This window comes from Pseudoalteromonas sp. Z9A4 (assembly GCF_011378845.1).
In the GTDB taxonomy this organism is placed as follows: Bacteria; Pseudomonadota; Gammaproteobacteria; order Enterobacterales; family Alteromonadaceae; genus Pseudoalteromonas; species Pseudoalteromonas arctica.
In genome coordinates, this window is record NZ_WTLA01000003.1 from 198,816 (window position 1) to 217,482 (window position 18,667).

Consider the following 18,667-nt stretch of genomic DNA (forward strand, 5'->3'; position numbering starts at 1 on the left):
AAACGCAGTTATAGTTTAATATTGATTATATAAATGATGTTTTTATATCTCTTTTAACTTAAACATTATTCACTTCATACACACACTCTCTCTAAATCATTTAACTTTAATAACTCTTTAACAAATAACACATAATTGTTGTTTATATTTAACAGGCTGTAATTAAGTTTTATAATTTTATTTTAAAAGGAATAATATCCATGAATTTAATAAGAAAGGTTATTAGCTCAGTTGTTATAGTTGGTTCTTTTGGTTTTGCGAATGATGCTCTAGCTGCAAGATCATGTTCTGTTATTGTTGATGATATCCAGCTAAATCATTCTCAGGTAATTGTGAAAACAACTAATAGTATTACTCACATGGCTAATGACAAGTTAACTTTAGCTTATCAAGACACTCAATTTGGCCAGATCTTAGAAAAGCTTGCTGAAGCAAAAAGTTTAGAAACGCCTGTAAAAATTTATATACTTGAGGAGTTTAATGGTGATGATGCGCGCAGTTGTAGTGATAGCGTTACTGACTATATAGGATCAGTTCATCGCATCTAATGTACTAAATTGTTTGTAGCCCCATAATTAGTATAGGGCTACAATTTTATATACTACTGACACTTTATAGTTGCATAAAGTTGATAGCATTGGTTTTTACTACCAGTGCTTTTCATTGTCCATAATTGGTTATACCAATCAAAGTTACCATAAGCGCTTTCATCCTCTCCGCAGGTAATTGTGCTTCCAGAAATTTCTTGATTGTGACCACGCTCTTCACAAAATTGATTTCCATTTGTAGAACCCACAAAAAACAGCTCTAAGCGCCCATTTATCCAAACCTTTGGTGCGTAATAGGTTGTTGCAGTATTTACCAATATGCCTTGTTGCTGTTCCATATTTATTTCTGCGCGCTCAAAGGATACTTTTTCATTTTCTTTTAGCGTTACTGTGCTTGCTGAAAGCGTAGTATCTGCAAATACATTAAGTGATACTGAACTTAAAGTAAGTAGAGCAAGAGTGAATGTCTTCATTATCTTTTCCTTTAGTTAAATGTAGAATTACACAAAACATCTTTATTCAATGTGTCTATTAAGCGTGGTAAATATAAGTTTCAACAAGGTTAAGCTTTTATTAAAGTTTAAAATAAGCACTGCATGCCTTTGCATTTTTTACACTATGAAAAAAATTTGAGTTCTACTTTATTCACTAGTTTTAGCGCGCTGGTGGTGTTATTTTGACGTTAATAAAAATTAAATCTCACGCAATGAATTTTAATTTTTAATGTATTAAGGCATCTTTTATGAATCAAACAGTGGAACAAACAATGAAAAAAGTAGGATTAGTCGGTTGGCGAGGCATGGTTGGCTCTGTGTTATTAGAACGTATGCAGCAGCAAAGTGATTTTGCACTTATCGACACCACCTTTTTCACAACCTCACAAGCGGGTCAACTAGGCCCTGATATAGCAGGTGATGCAAAACCATTACTAGATGCAAGTGATGTTAACGAGCTTGCAAAAATGGACATTATTGTTACTTGCCAAGGCGGTGATTACACCAATGCGGTATATCCAAAACTTCGTGAATCGGGTTGGGATGGTTACTGGATTGATGCAGCCTCTGCACTGCGAATGAGTGATGAGAGCATAATTGTACTCGATCCTGTAAACAAAGACGTTATTGAACAAGGCTTAGCGCAAGGTGTTAAAACGTTTGTGGGCGGTAACTGTACAGTATCGTTAATGCTACTTGCCTTAGGTGGCTTATTTGAGCAAAACCTAATTGAATGGGTAAGCCCAATGACTTACCAAGCGGCGTCGGGCGCCGGTGCACGAAATATGAAAGAGCTTATTGCACAAATGGGTGCTATTCATGCAAGTGTTGCAGATAAACTAGATAACCCAAGCTCTGCTATTTTAGAAATTGATAAAATAGTAAGCGAAACGATGGCGTCGAGTGATTTACCACAAGACCAATTTGGTGTGCCACTAGCGGGTAGCTTGATCCCTTGGATTGACGTGCCAATGCCAAGCGGTCAGTCTAAAGAAGAATGGAAAGCGCAAGTAGAAGCGAACAAAATTTTAGGTTCTTCTAAGCAGCCAGTGCCTATTGACGGTTTATGTGTGCGTATTGGTGCTATGCGTTGTCATTCACAAGCTATGACCATTAAATTACGTGAAGATATTAGCGTAGAAAAAATTGAAGAAATTTTAGCGTCTCACAACGAGTGGGTTAAGGTTATTCCAAATGAGCGGGATATTAGTGCAACTGATTTAACGCCTGTCAAAGTAACGGGTACTCTAAGTATCCCTATTGGTCGTATTCGCAAATTAGCGATGGGTCCAAAATACATTAGTGCATTTACAGTAGGCGATCAGCTTTTATGGGGAGCGGCAGAGCCACTTCGTCGTATGCTACGCATAATTGTTGATGATGAGTAATATATAATCAGTATTAACAAAAAGGGTTGGCAATTTGCCAGCCCTTTTTAGTTTAATGGCTTATAGAACCGCTTAAGAGGCTTAAATAATACTTTTTATGAATGTTCACTGTTGTTTATTATTGAACTTAAGTAAACTGTTTACATTGTGCAACAGCCTATTCAAGTAACATTAATGACCTCTTATACAAATAATTTTGCCAATAAGCGATTAGCATTTGTTAGATCTTATTTTAGCTCTGCAATTGCGATAAATACGGTTGTTTCTTGTTTTCTTATTTTTAGCAGTATTAATCATAGCGCCTCTCAAGGAAAACTTTACTGGCTTTTTACGCTAACGTTTATTTCATTACTTCGAATAGCCAGCCATGTATTTGTTAACAACACTCATGCTTTTAAATATCATCTATATTTTATAGGTTTATTATTAACGGCTTTAACATGGGCGGCTTTTCCTATTTTGTTTTATGAAAACATGCAAATACAGGAGAAGTTTGTATCTCTGGTTGTTTTTAGCTCCCTTGCTGGTGGCGGTGTAAATGTTTTAGCCTCTGATATTCGCTCATCATTGTCGTATATAACCTGTTTATTGGTTCCTTTTAGTATTTTATTACTTTTACAGCCTATTGAAGATGAGAATGTATTAGGGATTTTAGGACTCGTTTTATGGTTTATTTTGTGTTTTGTTACCGCTATACGTTCTGCAAAAGATGTAAAATCATCAATTAATAATGAACTTAAGCTAGATCAATTTATTGAAAATTTAGAAAACGAAGTACAACTTCGCACCGATCAAATAATTCTTCTAGAGCAAAAAGATAATCTAACTAAACTGTTTAACAGGGGAAGTTTTGTTTCCAATGTTGAGCTTGATTTAGTCAATCAAAACAATGATATTAAAGCCGTATTATTTTTAGACATGGATGACTTTAAAATCATCAACGATAAATATGGCCATGATTTTGGTGACTTTGTATTAGCCCAAACAGGTAAACGCTTAGTTGAAACGCAAACTCAAGGCGACTTTATTGCTTGTCGGTGGGGTGGTGATGAGTTTATTTTTTATTCTCGTAATAACAGCGAAGATGAGCTTTTTGACTGTGTTTTTAGATTAGTTAAAACCTTAACAAAAACAGTGAGTATGGATAGCTATCAAGTAAATCCCTCTTTTAAGGTTGGGCTGTATTTTACGCGCGAAAATTTTGTTCTTGAAAAAGCAATAAAATACGCTGACGTTGCTATGTATGAAGGCAAGAAAAGTCGCAATGAAATATCGGTATTTGACGAGCGAATGCATGAATCGCTTAAAAGAGAAGAAGTACTTCGTAGCTCAATTAAAGAGTGCGTAGAAAAAGGTGATTTTCATCTGTGCTATCAACCTATTGTTGATATAACTACAAATGAAATAACGACGTTTGAAGTACTACTTCGTTGGCAATTTAAAGATGAATTTATCCCCTCTACAGAATTTATAGATATTGCAGAGCGATATGGAAAAATCAATATATTAGGTGAATTTGCACTTGAGCAAGCTATTTCTAGCTTAAGTAAATTAAACGCTGTAAATAGTAATATTGGACTGTCGATTAATGTGTCTGTGTTGCAACTAGAAAACCATAACTTTTTAGATTTTTTAGTTGGGCTTTTAAACAGATACGCAGTCAAACCATACAATGTCCATTTAGAAATAACAGAAACAGTCATGATTAAAAATTTACCGTATTTGTCAAAAGTTATTACGGGAATAAAGAATACCGGTGTACGTATTTCGATTGATGACTTTGGTACAGGGTTTTCTTCTATATCGGTTTTAAAAGAACTATCAGTTGATTATATTAAAATAGATAAATCTTACATTGATAATATTTGTGAATGCTCAAAGGATAAAAGTATCGTATCTGCGGTAACTAATATGTCTCATATGATTGGTTGCCAAGTAATAGCGGAAGGCGTAGAAAACACAGCTCAGCTAACATTATTAAAAACATTAAAAGTTGATAAATACCAAGGCTTTGTATTCAGTAAACCAGTCAGATTTGATCAAGCATTAGCACTGATAAATTAAAGCTTTATATTTAGTTAAGCATTGCTATATAAATCAGATTTTTGCAGCAATTCATATTTAATATATTCAATTTAAGAGAGTTTTTAAATCTTTAACGCATTTTTACTATCGCAGTACATTTCCCTTCTCGTACTTTTTAGTCTGCATAGTCATTGTTTTATTTAAATTGGTATAACCTTTGCTTTTAATACTTAAGTTAGCCACTTTAATTACTGTTAGGCTATTAACGATGTATTTTAAATGCGGTATACGTAGCGTTATTACAACTTTACGTAATTTTTACATGTTTAAAATGCTCATTTGAAAGTATTAGGTAAAGGAAATTATAATGAGCTCGGTTTCTAATGTATTTCATAGCAAATGGTTTAAGTCATTAGCGGTTATTTTATTAATCCTTATTATTGCCAGAATAGCCGCGCCTTATGTAGTTCAATACTACGTAAATTATCAGTTAAAACATACACAAGGTGTTACTGGGCATGTTGGTGATGTAGATTTGTTTTTATATCGCGGTGCCTACGCAATTGACGACGTTGAAATTTACGCTGTTGATGCAACCTCAGCTCCAAAGCCTTTATTGAGCATTCAAACTCTTGATTTTTCACTTGCGTGGTCAGCCCTTTTAAAGGGCAATTTAGTAACAAACATGGCCTTTACGCGTCCTGAAATAGTTATTTACGATAAAGATCCCAATGCTTCTGAGCAAAATAAACAAGTAAAAGACGAAACTACCTGGGTAGGGCTCGCTAATAATTTGGTACTGTTCTCAATTGATACCTTAACAATTGAGCAAGGTAAGTTAACTTTAGTTAACTCAACGAATAGCGGTGAAAACCCCACCTTTATATCAAATATCAATGCCAGAATTGAAAACATAACGAATGCGCAAAACCTATCAAAAACACTTGTGACTACTTTAAACGTAGAAGGTGCGTTAATGGGGGAGGCAGCATTAAAGCTTAATGGCAAATTAGACCCTTTTAGCAAGCAAGCTAATTTTGACTTTAACGCAGAGGTACAACGTTTTTCAGTTAAAAATTTAGACACTGTATTTAAAGTGTATACACCATTTGATATTGAAGCGGGAGGCATTGATGGCGCTATGGAACTTGTGGCTAAAGATAATAACTTAAATGGTTATGTTAAAGCGGGCGTTCAAAACTTGCGTGTTTTTTCGTGGCGCGAAGATATTGAAAAAGATGACGACGGCATATTTACAGCCATATTTGAAGGAAGTGTTGATTTACTAGGCTCTATCCTCGAAAACGATGAGTCTAAACTTGTTGCTGCACGCATTCCTATAGAAGGGCAATTAGACAATGCGGATGTTTCGACTTTCCAAGCAGTTACTTCGGTTTTAAAAAATGCTTTTTTTGATGCGTTTAAAATGAAGGTAGATAACGTTATTTCTTTTGAAGATACGGATAACAAACCTGATAACGAGGGAATTAAAGCACTTTGGTAACGCATGTTTCAGTTGAATGCCCAATCTGCACCCACTTTTTAAACTTTAAGTGGGTGCTTTAGTACTCTTATCAGATTAGTTTTTGTGGTTACTCAATAGCTCTTTAAGCTCAGCAATTTGGGATTGTAGTTCGTTTACTTGCCCTTGCGTTGCAGGTAATGAGCTATCATCTGCGAGCTCTTCTCGCGCTTTGCGGTGCTCCTCACTCATAACTTCTAAAATGGCACCTACCATCATATTCAAAAAGACAAATGCGGTTAGAAATATAAACGTAAGGTAATAAATCCAGCTTAGTTCGTACACTGCCATTGTTTCGTACATTATGTCGGTCCAATCTTCAAACGTTGCCACCCTAAATAGGGTTAGCATAGAGATTGAAACGTCTTGCCAAAGTACGGGGTTTATTTCGGCAAACATCATGCTGCCCATTGCAGCGTATATATAAAAGATAACAAACATTAATAGGGCTATATAACCCATTTGTGGGATGGCTTTAAGCAATGAGTTAACTAATAAGCGCAGCTCTGGGATCATCGATACCAATCGCAGCACTCTAAATATGCGCAGTAAACGAGCAATTAACATAGTAGAGCCGGCAGCAGGATATAAACTGCCCAAAACTATGATGGTGTCGAATATGTTCCATCCTTTAGAAAAAAAGTGTTTTATGCCTTTACTTGCAATAAAGCGGATTACTAGTTCAATTAAAAAGAATGCGGTAATGCCAACATCCATCCAATTTAGAGCAAGCTCTACGGTAGGATGTAGTGAGTAAGTGTGTGCACCTACTGTTAGGGCAGAAACAATAATTACAGCTATAACAAATGATTGAAATATCTTGCTTTTATCTATACGCTGAAACAACTTTTGTAACTGCGACATCATAGAAATAGATCCTTTGGAGATTAAGATTTTATGGCGCTAATATACAATAATATTGTAATAATTTAACGCTTTTTCGATATAGAAAGTGTAAGGAAATTTAATGTTTATCAATAAACTAAAAAGTAGCGCATTACTTATTGTTGGATTATGTGTTTTAGCTGGTTGCAGCTCTGACGCGCGTTTTCATGAAGTTCAATCGGCGCGCCTTGATGAATGTAACTATAAAGCCGACAAAGAATATTACGAATGCCTAGATAAACAAGACTCTAACTACGAAGAGTTTAAAAAACAGCAACAAGCCCAAACTAAGTAAGTAACCTTTATATTTATGACTAAAACTCAAAAACAACGTGATAAACAAATTCGTTTAGCACTTACTAATGCATGCGAAGCTATAAAAGAAACAGTTACAGGATTTGATTACTTAACACATACAATTGATTTAAATAACGAAGCAAACACGTTAAAAGTAAAGTGCTACTTTAATGATGAGATAGCCCTTGAAGATGCAAAACCGCAACTTGACGAATTAACAGCTATTATACTTAACGAGTTAGCAGTTATTAAGTTGAACGCAAAACCAGCACATATTTCATTTTCCGCCAATTAACAGAGCTTTTGTTGGTTTGATAGCACATGGACGTTATAATTAGATAAATTATTTTTAGGGTTTAAATTATGGCTGTTCCTACGCGTTCGCAAATTTCACCAGGTACCACAGTAAATATTGTATTAAAAGAAGATCAACGCAGCGGCACATTAACTGAGGGTGTTGTTGAGCGCCTTTTAACAAAATCACCAAATCACCCACACGGCATTAAAGTACGTTTAGAAGATGGTCAAGTTGGCCGAGTAAAAGAGATTTTATAATGGCAGCGTTAACAGAACAGGCTTTTTGGGAATTAGTAACAACGCCTGATTTAGGGCTCGATCCGCAAAGTGTGAGCGATAACCTAAAAACTAAACTTAATGATTTAAGCGATCAACACCTTATTGATTTTGATAAGCATTTTGGCATACATATGCGCAAGTGTTTTACCTGGGATTTATTTGGTGCCGCCTTTGTGATGGCTGGATGTAACGACGATTATGGCTTTAGCGAATTTAGATGTTGGTTAATTTCGCGCGGTAAAACAGTTTTCGAAAACGCCTTAGAAAATGCTGATTCGATAGCGCAGTGTACACCCGTTTATTACTTAAACGAGCAGCCTTATCCGTACATTGATGAGTATGACTTAATAGCCGGTTTATTATTTGAAGAACGTAACGAAGACGAATTGCCGTTTATCCCATCTGGCAGTGATGAACCCAAAGGTAAACGTTTTAAAGACAAACCTAAGTTTTTAAAGCAAAGCTACCCTTTATTATTTGCAAAGTACTGGCAATAAAATAAATACCAATTCGTATAACTAGTTAAACAATCTAATGAGTTCAATTGACCCTTACAATTAAGCGCATTGGTATAAATCGTTTTGTTGTTTAAGTACGTATTAGATAAAGTGCTTAACAACAAAATGGTTTGTAATGAGTATCTAGGGCATGTTTACCTTTGGTGGTTGAATTTGTTCGATCCAAGAAGGATTTAATCGCGGCGCGAAATTTGTAAACTAGTGGGCTCGACAACTGCTCCTGGGTTATTCTAGTAAGAATAAGTAAAAACCGAGCAAAGCTTCCGCGTCCTACTCACGCGCTCGCTCCTGTAATACGACTTCTCTCCTTTTATAGTAAATCTCTGTTATAGTTGTTAAAAGTTATAAAAGCTAAGTGATTAGGCATTTTGCTATTATTTAACACGCTGACTCACGAGGATACACCCACGAAATGAAATATTTAACACTCGCTTTATTAACTGTCGCTTTTACAAGTGCAAATGCTTTTTCTGAGCCGAGTAATAAAACACGATTTATACCGTTTTTAAAGTCAAAACTGGGGGCATACGAAGTTGTGTCGACCAATTCAGGGTTATGCGTTAATAGCGATTTGAGTTTGACAGACGAAAGTGATTTAAGTGCAGGTTTTAAACTTGGAGAACAAATTGTATTTGGATCGCTCCACAATGGTACTCGCACTATTAAAAAACCAAACTTTTGTTTTATAACCAGTACGCTTAAATATAAAAGTGATGGCCTTGAAAACGGTTTAAGAATGAGCCGTTGTGAAAACCCTGCAAACGAAAAAACAATCAGTCAAAGTATCAAATTCTTAGCTGATAACACACTAAAATACACATTAAGCGAACCTAGTGTAGAGTGCACATTTAAAAAAGCAGACGAGAGCAAATAAAGCATCTAGTAAGTAGTAAATCATTCGCAGTATATTTTAGGGATATCGCGCCAACGCGTAGTGTACTGCGGCGATAAAAAATCACGGTTCATGTGCCATCGGTCATTTAATTTACTGCTTGCAAGGTTGAGCATCCCTTTTCCATATCGATTATTGATTGTGTCTAGGCATTGCATGAGCTTTGGGTTATCAGGGCTTTTACTAAATAAGTCACTTTGCTGAAACTGCACCGACGTTAACTCCACCGCGCCCACACCACACTTATAAAATCGAACTCCCGGTTGATAAATTTGATTAAATACCTCAGATACAGCATTAGCCATCACGCAGGTGTCGTTAGTGGGGCTGGCAAATTTATAAACAAATGACTTTTTATAATATCTATTTTCGTGTGCGCCGCTGGCTGCAAAAATATAAAGCTGATGAGTGAGCGAACGCTGGGCGCGTAGTTTATTAGCCACTGTAGTTACATGATTAATAAGGGCTGTTTTAAGCGCGGTTGGCTCACATATCCGCTCACCAAAGCTACGGGTCGAAAATATCTCGCGCTTGTCTTGTCGTACATCGTCCCAATTTAAACACGTTACGCCATTAAGCTCGCTTACCGTGCGCTCAACCACCACACTAAATGCACGGCGCATAGTTTTAGGGTTTTGCTGAGCAAGGTCCCAAGCGGTGTGTATATTCATTATTTTAAGCTTTTTAGCTAATCGACGGCCTATGCCCCACACATCTTCGCAGCTCATTCTTTGTAAAATAGCTTGGCGAGTTTGCTCGCTATTTATTACTGCTACACCATTAAAACCACTGAGCTTTTTAGCTGCGTGGTTAGCGGCTTTTGCTAAAGTAGGGGTCGGGCCAAAACCAACACCCACAGGAAGCTTTGTTTCGCGCCATACTGTGCGCCTTATTGTATGGCCGTATTCATGCCAGTCTTTAATTAATGATGTGTATCCATTAAAGTGCAAAAACGATTCATCAATACTGTATATGTGTTGTGTATCGCAAAAGCGGCCAATAATATTCATCATCTTGTCGCTTAAATCAGCATAAAGCTCGTAATTGCTAGAGCGAATAACAACGTTGTTTTGCTCAAGTAAATGCTTAACTTTAAAGTACGGGCCAAATTTAGGAATATTTAAGCGCCGAGCAATAGGGCAAATAGCGCATACACAGCCATCGTTATTGGTAAGTACAACCACGGGTTTGGATCGAATAGCAGGGTCAAATACTTTTTCGGCACTGGCATAAAATGACACAGCATCAACTAAGGCATACATTTTAGTAACTCTGGGCTTTGCCTGTGCATTCTTATTGATAGCGTTACTACGCCTTCTAGCTGAAACTCGTCTGCAGAGGTTAGTTGTACAGGCTTATGTAAAGAAGAAGCTGAAAGCAGCCGTGCATTGGTTTTATCAAGTAGTTTGCATACAAAAAGACCATTTAAGTTAGCAACAATAACGTCACCATTTTCTGCAGGCTCTGCACGGTCGATAACTAATAAGTCCCCTTCAAAAATTCCGACTTCTTGCATAGAGTTACCCGATGCAATACCAATAAACGTAGCATCTGGATGCTTTATTAAAAGCTCATCAAGGGTTACACCTAGCTCGGTGTACTGCGCTGCGGGGGATTCAAAACCACACACGCCTGCTTCTATATAAATGGGAATGACAAACATAACACAACCTGAAACGCATATACTGTATAAGTGTACAGTATATGCGTTTTGTGTAAGTTATGCCAAGAATGTATGGCTGATCAATCCATGTTTTTGATCATTTGTTGTGCGGTATCTAAAAAGTCTTTGATTTGTTGAGGGTTTAAGTTTTTACACATTTGATTATTTATTTTCTGCTCTGAGGCTAATAACTTATCAAAAAGAACTTTACCTTGCTCTGTGAGCGACAAAATAAAGCAGCGTTTATCGTGCTCACTCGCCTGTTTATTAATTAAATTTAAGCCAATAAGATCTTTAATTAAACGTGCGATTTGCGCTTTGTCGCGCTGTGTTTTAGTAACTATATCGTTAGCCGTACAGTTATTTACGTTCGCGATAATATGTATGCAGCGTACGTGCATAGCATTAATACCAAGTTCGCCTGCGTTAATTGCTTCACGAATTGTGACACGGTAATTTTGCATTAGTTCAAACAGCGTATTTGATAAAGGTGTATTCATAGAACTCTCAATATAGTTGACAAAGTCAATTAATTTGCTATAGTTGATTTTATCAACCAATGGGGCGTTGTGCAATACCTGCTTTTTATAGCAGGTTGGAATTAAAGTCTAAGTTTTGTAAAACGAGGTAATACATGAGTAAACAAGTTCGCAAAGCCAACGTATTAAGTACACAGCAAATCACACCCCACCTACAGCGTATTATTGTAGGCTCTGATGATTTTAAAGACTTAACCTCACAGCACATTGGTAACTATGTAAAAGTACTGATCCCAAAAAATGGTGAAGCAGATTTTAACTTAAAAACAGCCTGTATACGGTCATATACAATAAGGCATGTAGATGCACAAACAGGCGCGCTAACGCTTGATTTTGTTATAAATATGCACCAAGGCCCTGCAACTGACTGGGCTAAAATTGCAAAAGTAGGCGACGAGCTAGGTATTGCAGGACCAGGCCCTAAAAAGCTAGATAATTATGAGCATTCGCATTATGTATTACTAGGCGATTTAACATCGGTAAATGCAATAAAAGGGTATGCGCAGCAATTACCTTTAACTTCAAAAATTGATGCTTTTGTACATGTACCCACCGAAAAAGACATTATTGATTTAGAAACAAGCCGCGATGTTAATTGGCTTGTTACCGACAACGCTGACGAAGCGCTACTTAGCGCGCTTCAAAATTTGCACATTACAGCAGAGCCTCCCATTGTATTTATGGCATTGGAAGCTGGGCTTGTACGTAGGGCAAAAACACTGCTAACAGAGCAATTTAATATACCGCGCAGTAATATTGTTTCCTCAGGTTATTGGAAAAAAGGCGTAGACTCAGAAGGCTATAAAAAGCAGCGCCAACGTGATGCACAGCTTGCCTGAATACCTTAGAGCAAAATAACATATACCTATTTTGCTTTAATACCTCTGCGTAACTTGAATTGACCTAATAGCAGACCCATTTAAGTGTTTTATGCTAATGATGTAATTCATTATTAGCATGCATTTTTAGGAGCTGCTATTTTGTTAAATTCCATTCCTTTTTCGTTATTAGAACTTGCCCCCATGATCAAAGGGGACAGCGTTACTAACACTCTTCATAAAAGTACTAAATACGCCCAACGTGCAGATGAACTTGGCTTTAACCGTTTTTGGCTTGCTGAGCATCATAATATGCCTGGTATAATTTGCGCTGCCACTTCTATTTTGGTTGGCCACATTGCAGGTAATACCAAAAAGATACGCGTTGGATCGGGCGGTATTATGCTGCCAAACCACTCCCCATTAGTTGTTGCTGAACAATTTGGTACGTTAGAGAGCTTATATCCAGGGCGAATAGATTTAGGACTAGGGCGTGCCCCCGGCAGTGACCAAGTAACGAGTCGTGCACTAAATAACGATATGAGCCGCGCAGAAAACTTCCCGGGAGAAGTAACTGAGCTGCAAACTTTACTTGGCCCATATAACGGTACGCACCCTATACGTGCTATACCGGGTGAGAACACAAACGTTCCTATTTGGTTATTAGGCTCGAGTTTATTTAGCGCGCAGTTAGCGGCGCAAAAAGGGCTACCGTATGTATTTGCAGGGCATTTTGCACCGCGTTTTGTGCACGATGCAATAGCGTTGTATAAGCGCGAATTTAAGGCATCAAGCGTACTTGATAAGCCATACGTAATGCTTGCACTGCCTTTAGTGGCAGCAGACACCGACGATGAAGCGCAATACTTGTCGACTACTTCTAAACAACGTGTGCTCGCACTCATACGTGGTAACGAGCTGTGGCTAAAACCACCTGTTGAAAGCATGGATGGGTTGTGGAGCGAACAAGAACGCGCTCATGTAGAGAACTTTTTAAGTCTAAGCGTAGTAGGCGGACATGTAAGTATTAAACACAAGTTAGAGATGATAGCGAAACAACTAGAAGTAGATGAGTTTATATTTACCAATGATGTATTCGATAGTGAAAAACGCCACCGTGCACTCGAAATTTTAATGGAAATAAAACACTAAAATATAGTTAGTTAAGCAAGCGTACACTCTGGGCTTGTTAACATACAGACATCATCAAAAGTTAAACTTTTTTAACTCATTTTATTAACTTTAAGTGATGTCTGTATTTGTTATTTAAATATTCAAAGTAAATTTGATTGCTATTTTTAGTATATATTTTGCTTTATATATCGTTCTGTTTTTTCAATCGAACTGATTTAAATAATCAATTTTAAGATATCACTTTTATTTTTTATAATGTATGCATTAAACCAAACATCATTAAATAAAGGTAGGTTCACCGTGAAGTCTCTAAATAGCGCAACAGCTAATTCAGTTAACAAAACAGCGCAACCAAAAGTTGCACTGATTGCTGAAGGTGGCGGGCAGCGAGGGATCTTCACAGCTGGCGTACTTGATGCGTGGTTAGAGCAAGAATATGACCCATTCGATTTATTCATTGGCACCTCAGCAGGTTCGCAAAACTTAACTAGTTACTTAGCGCGTCAAAAAGGCTATGCCAAGCGCCTGATTAGAGGGCTTTCGCGTAACAAACGTTTTTTTCAGCTTGGTCGCGGATTAGTGGGTAAACACATAGTTGATTTAGATTGGTACTTTGACAAAACCACTGAAGTAAACAGAGCTATAGATTTCAAAACAGCGAAAACTAGTTTAGGTGAGCGTGAACTACTTATAACAGCAACAAACGCACGAGACAGAAAAGCATATTACTTATCGCCAACAGGTGAGAGTGGCCAATGGCGTGATTTGTTAAAGGCTTCTAGCGCACTCCCGTTTTTATACAAACAGGGTGTAAAGTTAACCCCTTGGTTAAACGCAAAAGCAGCTAACGAAATACACCTTGCTGAAGAGCAAGTACAGAGCGATTTTTACCTAGACGGCGGTTTAGCCGCTCCATTACCAGTGCGTGAAGCTTACAACCGAGGGGCTCGTAAAATTGTTGTAATAAGAACGGTTGACGCTAATTTTCAAGCGCAATCTGCATGGGTACAAAAGCTAAGATCATTTGCTATAGCATCAGGCTATTGTCCAAAAACATTGGACTACTTAATACAGCACGAGAAAGCGTATTTAGACGAGCTTGAGTTTATTGCAAACCCACCAAGTGATGTAGAAATAATACAAATTTTTGCAGACGAAAAACTGCATAGCAAATTATTAGGTAGTTCGAATAATGATTTACGTTTTGATCATAAATTAGGCTTAGATGCCGGTCGCTCATACTTAGCAATGCAAAATTTACAGATTAACAGCAACAACCATTACAGTGCAGCTACACAATACAGCTATAACTAATTAAATATAATTACAAAAAAGCGCATAACTTTATGCGCTATTTTTTTGCCATTCTTAATCCTCATTACGCCTCATATAAACCTTACTGCATCAAAATAAAAACTATTGCATCCCGCACCTATGCGCAAAATAAAATACTGAATCTTAAAAAGATATTATTGATTTTTTAACTAATCAATATAAAGTGTAATTGTGATTTATTATTCATATTTATAGAAATAAAATTCAATGTTGAATGTGCTTACTTACAGATTATTAAACACCAATACACACTTCACTATCGGGTAAAGCCAAACTTAAACACTATTATGTTTAACGCATAATGAGCTGCCGGAGTTTTAAAGTTGAGTAGCGCTACATGCAGAGTTTAAAGTCGGTGCTAACATAAAGTAAAAGTATAAAATAAAAAGGGATTAGTAATGTTCGATACCGTCGTCAAAAGTGTAAACAACCTTTTATGGGGAGAAGGTCAGGTACTTATTTATATACTTTTGTTTACAGGTATATGGTTTTCGGTACGACTAAAAGCAATTCAAATACTTAAATTTAAACATATGTTTAGCCTTTTAAAAGGCAGCAGCAAATGTAAAAAAGACGACATTTCATCATTCCAAGCATTGTGTACAGGACTTTGTGCACGAGTAGGTACCGGAAATTTAGCCGGTGTGGCAGTGGCAATTTCACTTGGCGGCAGCGGCGCTATATTTTGGATGTGGGTAATAGCCATATTGGGTATGGCTACAGGCTTTGCTGAAAGCGTACTTGGGCAAGTATATAAAGTGCGCGATAGTAGCGGCGAGTTTAGAGGGGGTCCTGCGTATTATATTCAGCAAGGTTTGGGTAGCCGAGCATTCGCAATTGTGTTTGCCGCATGTTTATTTTTAGGTTACGGCTTTACGTTTAGCGCAATGCAAACTAACACAATTACCGACGCACTTAATTACGCGTTTGAAGTTCCTACATTTTATTCAGGCCTGGTTATTACCGTACTAGCCGGCTCAATTATACTCGGTGGCTTTAAGGCAATTGCCAGATTTGCAGAACGTGTTGTGCCAATAATGGGCATTGTGTTTGTACTTGCCGCCGTTATTATTACGATTATAAATTTCACGCAAGTACCCGCCATGCTTAAAGATATATTTTTATCGGCGTTTGGTTTACAAGAAGCCGGAGCGGGTGCAATGGGCGCTGCCATTAAAAACGGTATTCAACGTGGTTTATATTCTAATGAGGCCGGTGCAGGTAGTGTTCCGCATGCATCAGCAAGTGCCAGCCCAATTCCTAATCACCCAGTAACGCAAGGTTACATACAAATGCTAGGCGTATTTTTTGATACAATAGTACTGTGTAGCTGTACCGCTGTGATCATTTTATTGGCTGATATAGACATAAGCGGCGAAATGGAAGGCATTCGTTTAACACAAAGCGCGATGACCGCTCATTTAGCACAAGGTGGTGTTTATTTTGTAGCAGCCGCTATTACCTTATTTGCTTTTACATCGGTGGTGGCAAACTACGCCTATGCAGAGAGCAACTTGCACTTATTTAAGCTCGACAACAAAGTAGGGCGCGGCATTTACACTTTGCTTTATTTATCAATGATGTTGTGGGGCGCATCGGCGACCTTAAAAGAAGTCTGGGATTTAGCCGATATTGCCTTAGGGTTAATGACAGTGGTTAACGTTATCGCTATTATACTGTTAACGCCGACTATTTTGTCTGTCACGAGCGATTACCACGCACAAAGAGACAAAGGTTTAGAGCCCGAATTTAAAGTAAAAGATGTAAAAGTACAGGGTAAATGCGAAGACGGCATTTGGGACTAACTCAGCATACTTAACTATAAAAAGCGGTTTTATGGCAACATAAAGCCGCTTTTTATTTTGCATAAATATTCATTTTCAGTGTTATGAAAATAACTAAAGCAACCAAAATAAAAGGCACAATTTTTTAGATGATCGAGATTCACGCAGGGAAAACAGCGGCTAAAATTATTAACGAACAGGGCTTTAAACCTGAACTTTTCACCTCTTTTTTAGGTGCAAGTGGCGGCCCTAAATGGTTTACTTTATTTGGCTTAGATAAATATATTTTTGGTGAATTTTTTAAAAATCGTACCCAACCACTTAATTTAATTGGCTCATCTGCTGGCGCTTTTCGCTCTGCGTGTTTTGCACAAAACGATCCTGTTGCTGCGATTGAGCGCTTAGCAAAATCGTATTCGCAAACCCGATACTCAAGTAATAAACCAACACCAAGTGAAATCACAATAAAAGCGCGCGCATTACTTGAAGATGTTTTTGGCGATAACGGCGTCACCGAAATTATAAATAACCCAATATTTAAAGCGCACTTTATAGTAGCAAAATCAAATGGCTTTATTGCCAGCGAAAATAAACTAATACAGTTAATGGGTTTATCAAAAAGTTATATGTTAAACCGCGTTAACCGAAAATTATTAGGCTCGCAGTATGAGCGTTTTATATTTGGCCCAGCAACAAGTGACTTATCAATTACCGACAGCTACAATTTTAAAACGCAAAACATAGCGCTTACTCAAAATAATTTAAAAGACGCATTACTTGCATCGGGCTCTATACCACTTGTTATGCAAGGCATAAAAAATATTGCAGGCTCGCCGCAAGGAATATATCGCGATGGCGGAATAATTGATTACCACTTTGATTTAAAAATTAATAATCCAGGACTTATTTTATATCCGCATTTTAATAGCGAGCCAAAAGCAGGGTGGTTCGATAAAAACTTAAAACGCAAAGTGTCACCTCTTAATTACGATAATGTAGTGATGATCACCCCATCAAAAGAATTTATAGCAAGCTTACCTTACGGAAAAATTCCAGACAGGAATGACTTTACCGATCTCGATGCCGATACACGCATTAAATATTGGAATACCGTTTTTAGTGAAACCGAAAAATTGGCTGAAGCGTTTGATACTAAATTGAAGTTAAATATAACTTTATAAAAGGCATGTAAAATGAGTTTAAGAATAAACTTAGAAAATGGAACTTAAGCTGAAATAGATAAAGAACCTGATATATGTTCAATTTGTGATAAAGCATAAATGCCTGTCGGTATGATTCTTATATTTAAGATATTTGAAAGTCCATAAATTACGGTATGTAGTTAATAAAAAAAGGGCGAAAAGCCCTTTTATATTAATAGTTTAAGTTGGTTGTCAGCTTTGACAGATAGTCAGTCTTTTCTTGCACGTTCACAAGCATTATCCATCATCATTTTATTCCTATCAGATTGAACTTCGCTATATTCTTTAGACCAAAAACGGCAAACTTCGTCATTAGTTTTTCTTGCATTATTAATAGAATTTCGCTTTTGATTGTTAATTTTCATCATATGATGAGCTTCATTTTTTATTTTAAGAGCTTCTGTTTGTAGTTTAATTTCCGCTCTTTTCCTTTCAAATTTCACCTGTTTCATTGATTCAGCCATAGCATCAGAGGCAACTTTTAATTTATATAAGCCAATTGCCTCATCAGCACCAAGGATTGTTAAACCAGCAAAAGTTAGTGATAAATAAAGTTTTATATAATTAATTTCCATATTTAGCTTCCTGTCCTTTGAGAAATTTCACCAATTATATTAAGTAATTGGTCTTGTAAGTCGGATAAGTATAAATCTTGAGTTTTATGGTTTTGCTTAAGAGCTTTGTACATAGATTCTGATTTTCTAGCAGACCATTTGTATCGTTGAACTAACTGAACATCAGAAGGGTTGACCTTACCCCAAGGTGTACTCATTGTATGATCATATACGGAAATTTTACAGTCTGCCCATGCTCCAGTAGCTGGTAAATAACCCCGATAAATAATTGCAGTCAACATTTCTACAGGTTTACTAGCTTTACCCGCTTTTAAATAGCGCCTTACTTGTCTTTCACTTACACCGAGTTCTTTAGCACCTTTTGCATAATCATAGCCAAATAGAGAAAGAAACTGTTTATGAAATTCTGATTTAAACATTGTGATTTTTACTCCTTTTAAAAAAATCTCAATGCAAAATCGGCATAGGTGTT

Annotated in this window: 21 protein-coding genes; 14 read left to right on the forward strand and 7 right to left on the reverse strand. The window is 37.0% G+C overall.

Annotation, left to right across the window (positions count from 1 at the left end; translation table 11 throughout):
* Positions 1 to 200 precede the first annotated feature (200 nt).
* Positions 201 to 548 (forward strand): hypothetical protein, encoded by a 348-nt coding sequence (locus tag GQR54_RS04260; RefSeq protein ID WP_166376648.1) that lies wholly within the window; start codon positions 201 to 203, stop codon positions 546 to 548.
* A 53-nt stretch (positions 549 to 601) separates the two neighbouring features.
* On the opposite strand, the gene GQR54_RS04265 is transcribed toward GQR54_RS04260, so the two are convergent.
* The gene (locus GQR54_RS04265; protein ID WP_166376649.1) at positions 602 to 1,021 is read right to left on the reverse strand and encodes a hypothetical protein; all 420 of its coding nucleotides are present in this window, start codon (positions 1,019 to 1,021) and stop codon (positions 602 to 604) included.
* 269 nt (positions 1,022 to 1,290) lie between these two features.
* Here GQR54_RS04265 and asd point away from each other — a divergent pair, with 269 nt between their 5' ends.
* The 3 genes from asd to GQR54_RS04280 all read left to right on the forward strand — a co-directional run bounded on the left by asd (position 1,291) and on the right by GQR54_RS04280 (position 5,959).
* On the forward strand, positions 1,291 to 2,430 hold the full coding sequence (gene asd / locus GQR54_RS04270; RefSeq protein ID WP_166376650.1) for an aspartate-semialdehyde dehydrogenase: 1,140 nt from the start codon (positions 1,291 to 1,293) through the stop codon (positions 2,428 to 2,430).
* A 174-nt stretch (positions 2,431 to 2,604) separates the two neighbouring features.
* Positions 2,605 to 4,494, forward strand: a complete 1,890-nt coding sequence (locus tag GQR54_RS04275; RefSeq protein ID WP_206017602.1) for a bifunctional diguanylate cyclase/phosphodiesterase — start codon at positions 2,605 to 2,607, stop codon at positions 4,492 to 4,494.
* Between the two features lie 328 nt (positions 4,495 to 4,822).
* The gene (locus GQR54_RS04280; RefSeq protein ID WP_166376652.1) at positions 4,823 to 5,959 is read left to right on the forward strand and encodes a DUF748 domain-containing protein; all 1,137 of its coding nucleotides are present in this window, start codon (positions 4,823 to 4,825) and stop codon (positions 5,957 to 5,959) included.
* A 75-nt stretch (positions 5,960 to 6,034) separates the two neighbouring features.
* On the opposite strand, the gene GQR54_RS04285 is transcribed toward GQR54_RS04280, so the two are convergent.
* The gene (locus GQR54_RS04285) at positions 6,035 to 6,844 is read right to left on the reverse strand and encodes an ion transporter (RefSeq protein ID WP_166376653.1); all 810 of its coding nucleotides are present in this window, start codon (positions 6,842 to 6,844) and stop codon (positions 6,035 to 6,037) included.
* Positions 6,845 to 6,944: 100 nt separating this feature from the next.
* Between GQR54_RS04285 and GQR54_RS04290 the strand changes: the two genes are divergently transcribed.
* From GQR54_RS04290 to GQR54_RS04310, 5 genes are all read left to right on the forward strand, one after another.
* Positions 6,945 to 7,157, forward strand: coding sequence for a hypothetical protein (locus GQR54_RS04290; RefSeq protein WP_121954678.1), 213 nt, complete (start codon positions 6,945 to 6,947; stop codon positions 7,155 to 7,157).
* A gap of 15 nt (positions 7,158 to 7,172) precedes the next feature.
* Positions 7,173 to 7,454 carry a hypothetical protein gene (locus GQR54_RS04295; RefSeq protein ID WP_166376654.1) on the forward strand — a complete coding sequence of 94 codons (282 nt, stop codon included), beginning with the start codon at positions 7,173 to 7,175 and terminating at the stop codon, positions 7,452 to 7,454.
* A gap of 68 nt (positions 7,455 to 7,522) precedes the next feature.
* The gene (locus GQR54_RS04300) at positions 7,523 to 7,714 is read left to right on the forward strand and encodes a YwbE family protein (protein ID WP_007583223.1); all 192 of its coding nucleotides are present in this window, start codon (positions 7,523 to 7,525) and stop codon (positions 7,712 to 7,714) included.
* Positions 7,714 to 8,232, forward strand: coding sequence for a DUF4240 domain-containing protein (locus GQR54_RS04305; RefSeq protein ID WP_007583221.1), 519 nt, complete (start codon positions 7,714 to 7,716; stop codon positions 8,230 to 8,232). The genes GQR54_RS04300 and GQR54_RS04305 overlap by 1 nt, the downstream gene beginning before the upstream one ends.
* A 433-nt stretch (positions 8,233 to 8,665) precedes the next feature.
* A complete protein-coding gene (locus GQR54_RS04310; RefSeq protein ID WP_010552920.1) occupies positions 8,666 to 9,127 on the forward strand; it encodes a hypothetical protein in 462 nt (153 codons plus the stop codon).
* Between the two features lie 20 nt (positions 9,128 to 9,147).
* Here GQR54_RS04310 and GQR54_RS04315 read toward each other — a convergent pair whose 3' ends face one another.
* The 3 genes from GQR54_RS04315 to GQR54_RS04325 form a co-directional block, all read right to left on the reverse strand.
* Positions 9,148 to 10,407, reverse strand: coding sequence for a Y-family DNA polymerase (locus tag GQR54_RS04315; RefSeq protein WP_166376655.1), 1,260 nt, complete (start codon positions 10,405 to 10,407; stop codon positions 9,148 to 9,150).
* Entirely contained in the window at positions 10,395 to 10,808 is a 414-nt protein-coding gene (locus tag GQR54_RS04320) for a S24 family peptidase (RefSeq protein WP_010552918.1), read from the reverse strand. Before GQR54_RS04320 ends, GQR54_RS04315 begins: the two co-directional genes overlap by 13 nt.
* Before the next feature lie 80 nt (positions 10,809 to 10,888).
* Complete coding sequence (locus GQR54_RS04325) at positions 10,889 to 11,308, reverse strand: MarR family transcriptional regulator (protein ID WP_007583213.1); 420 nt, start codon at positions 11,306 to 11,308, stop codon at positions 10,889 to 10,891.
* Between the two features lie 134 nt (positions 11,309 to 11,442).
* Between GQR54_RS04325 and GQR54_RS04330 the strand changes: the two genes are divergently transcribed.
* The 5 genes from GQR54_RS04330 to GQR54_RS04350 all read left to right on the forward strand — a co-directional run bounded on the left by GQR54_RS04330 (position 11,443) and on the right by GQR54_RS04350 (position 17,599).
* On the forward strand, positions 11,443 to 12,186 hold the full coding sequence (locus GQR54_RS04330; RefSeq protein WP_166376656.1) for a siderophore-interacting protein: 744 nt from the start codon (positions 11,443 to 11,445) through the stop codon (positions 12,184 to 12,186).
* 141 nt (positions 12,187 to 12,327) lie between these two features.
* Positions 12,328 to 13,317, forward strand: a complete 990-nt coding sequence (locus GQR54_RS04335) for an LLM class flavin-dependent oxidoreductase (protein WP_166376657.1) — start codon at positions 12,328 to 12,330, stop codon at positions 13,315 to 13,317.
* 282 nt (positions 13,318 to 13,599) lie between these two features.
* Entirely contained in the window at positions 13,600 to 14,613 is a 1,014-nt protein-coding gene (locus GQR54_RS04340; RefSeq protein ID WP_166376658.1) for a patatin family protein, read from the forward strand.
* A gap of 419 nt (positions 14,614 to 15,032) precedes the next feature.
* Complete coding sequence (locus tag GQR54_RS04345) at positions 15,033 to 16,439, forward strand: alanine/glycine:cation symporter family protein (protein WP_010552913.1); 1,407 nt, start codon at positions 15,033 to 15,035, stop codon at positions 16,437 to 16,439.
* Between the two features lie 128 nt (positions 16,440 to 16,567).
* Positions 16,568 to 17,599 (forward strand): patatin-like phospholipase family protein, encoded by a 1,032-nt coding sequence (locus GQR54_RS04350; RefSeq protein WP_166376659.1) that lies wholly within the window; start codon positions 16,568 to 16,570, stop codon positions 17,597 to 17,599.
* A 230-nt stretch (positions 17,600 to 17,829) separates the two neighbouring features.
* On the opposite strand, the gene GQR54_RS04355 is transcribed toward GQR54_RS04350, so the two are convergent.
* Positions 17,830 to 18,195 carry a hypothetical protein gene (locus GQR54_RS04355; protein WP_166376660.1) on the reverse strand — a complete coding sequence of 122 codons (366 nt, stop codon included), beginning with the start codon at positions 18,193 to 18,195 and terminating at the stop codon, positions 17,830 to 17,832.
* Between the two features lie 2 nt (positions 18,196 to 18,197).
* Positions 18,198 to 18,614 (reverse strand): hypothetical protein, encoded by a 417-nt coding sequence (locus GQR54_RS04360; RefSeq protein ID WP_166376661.1) that lies wholly within the window; start codon positions 18,612 to 18,614, stop codon positions 18,198 to 18,200.
* Between the last annotated feature and the right edge of the window lie 53 nt (positions 18,615 to 18,667).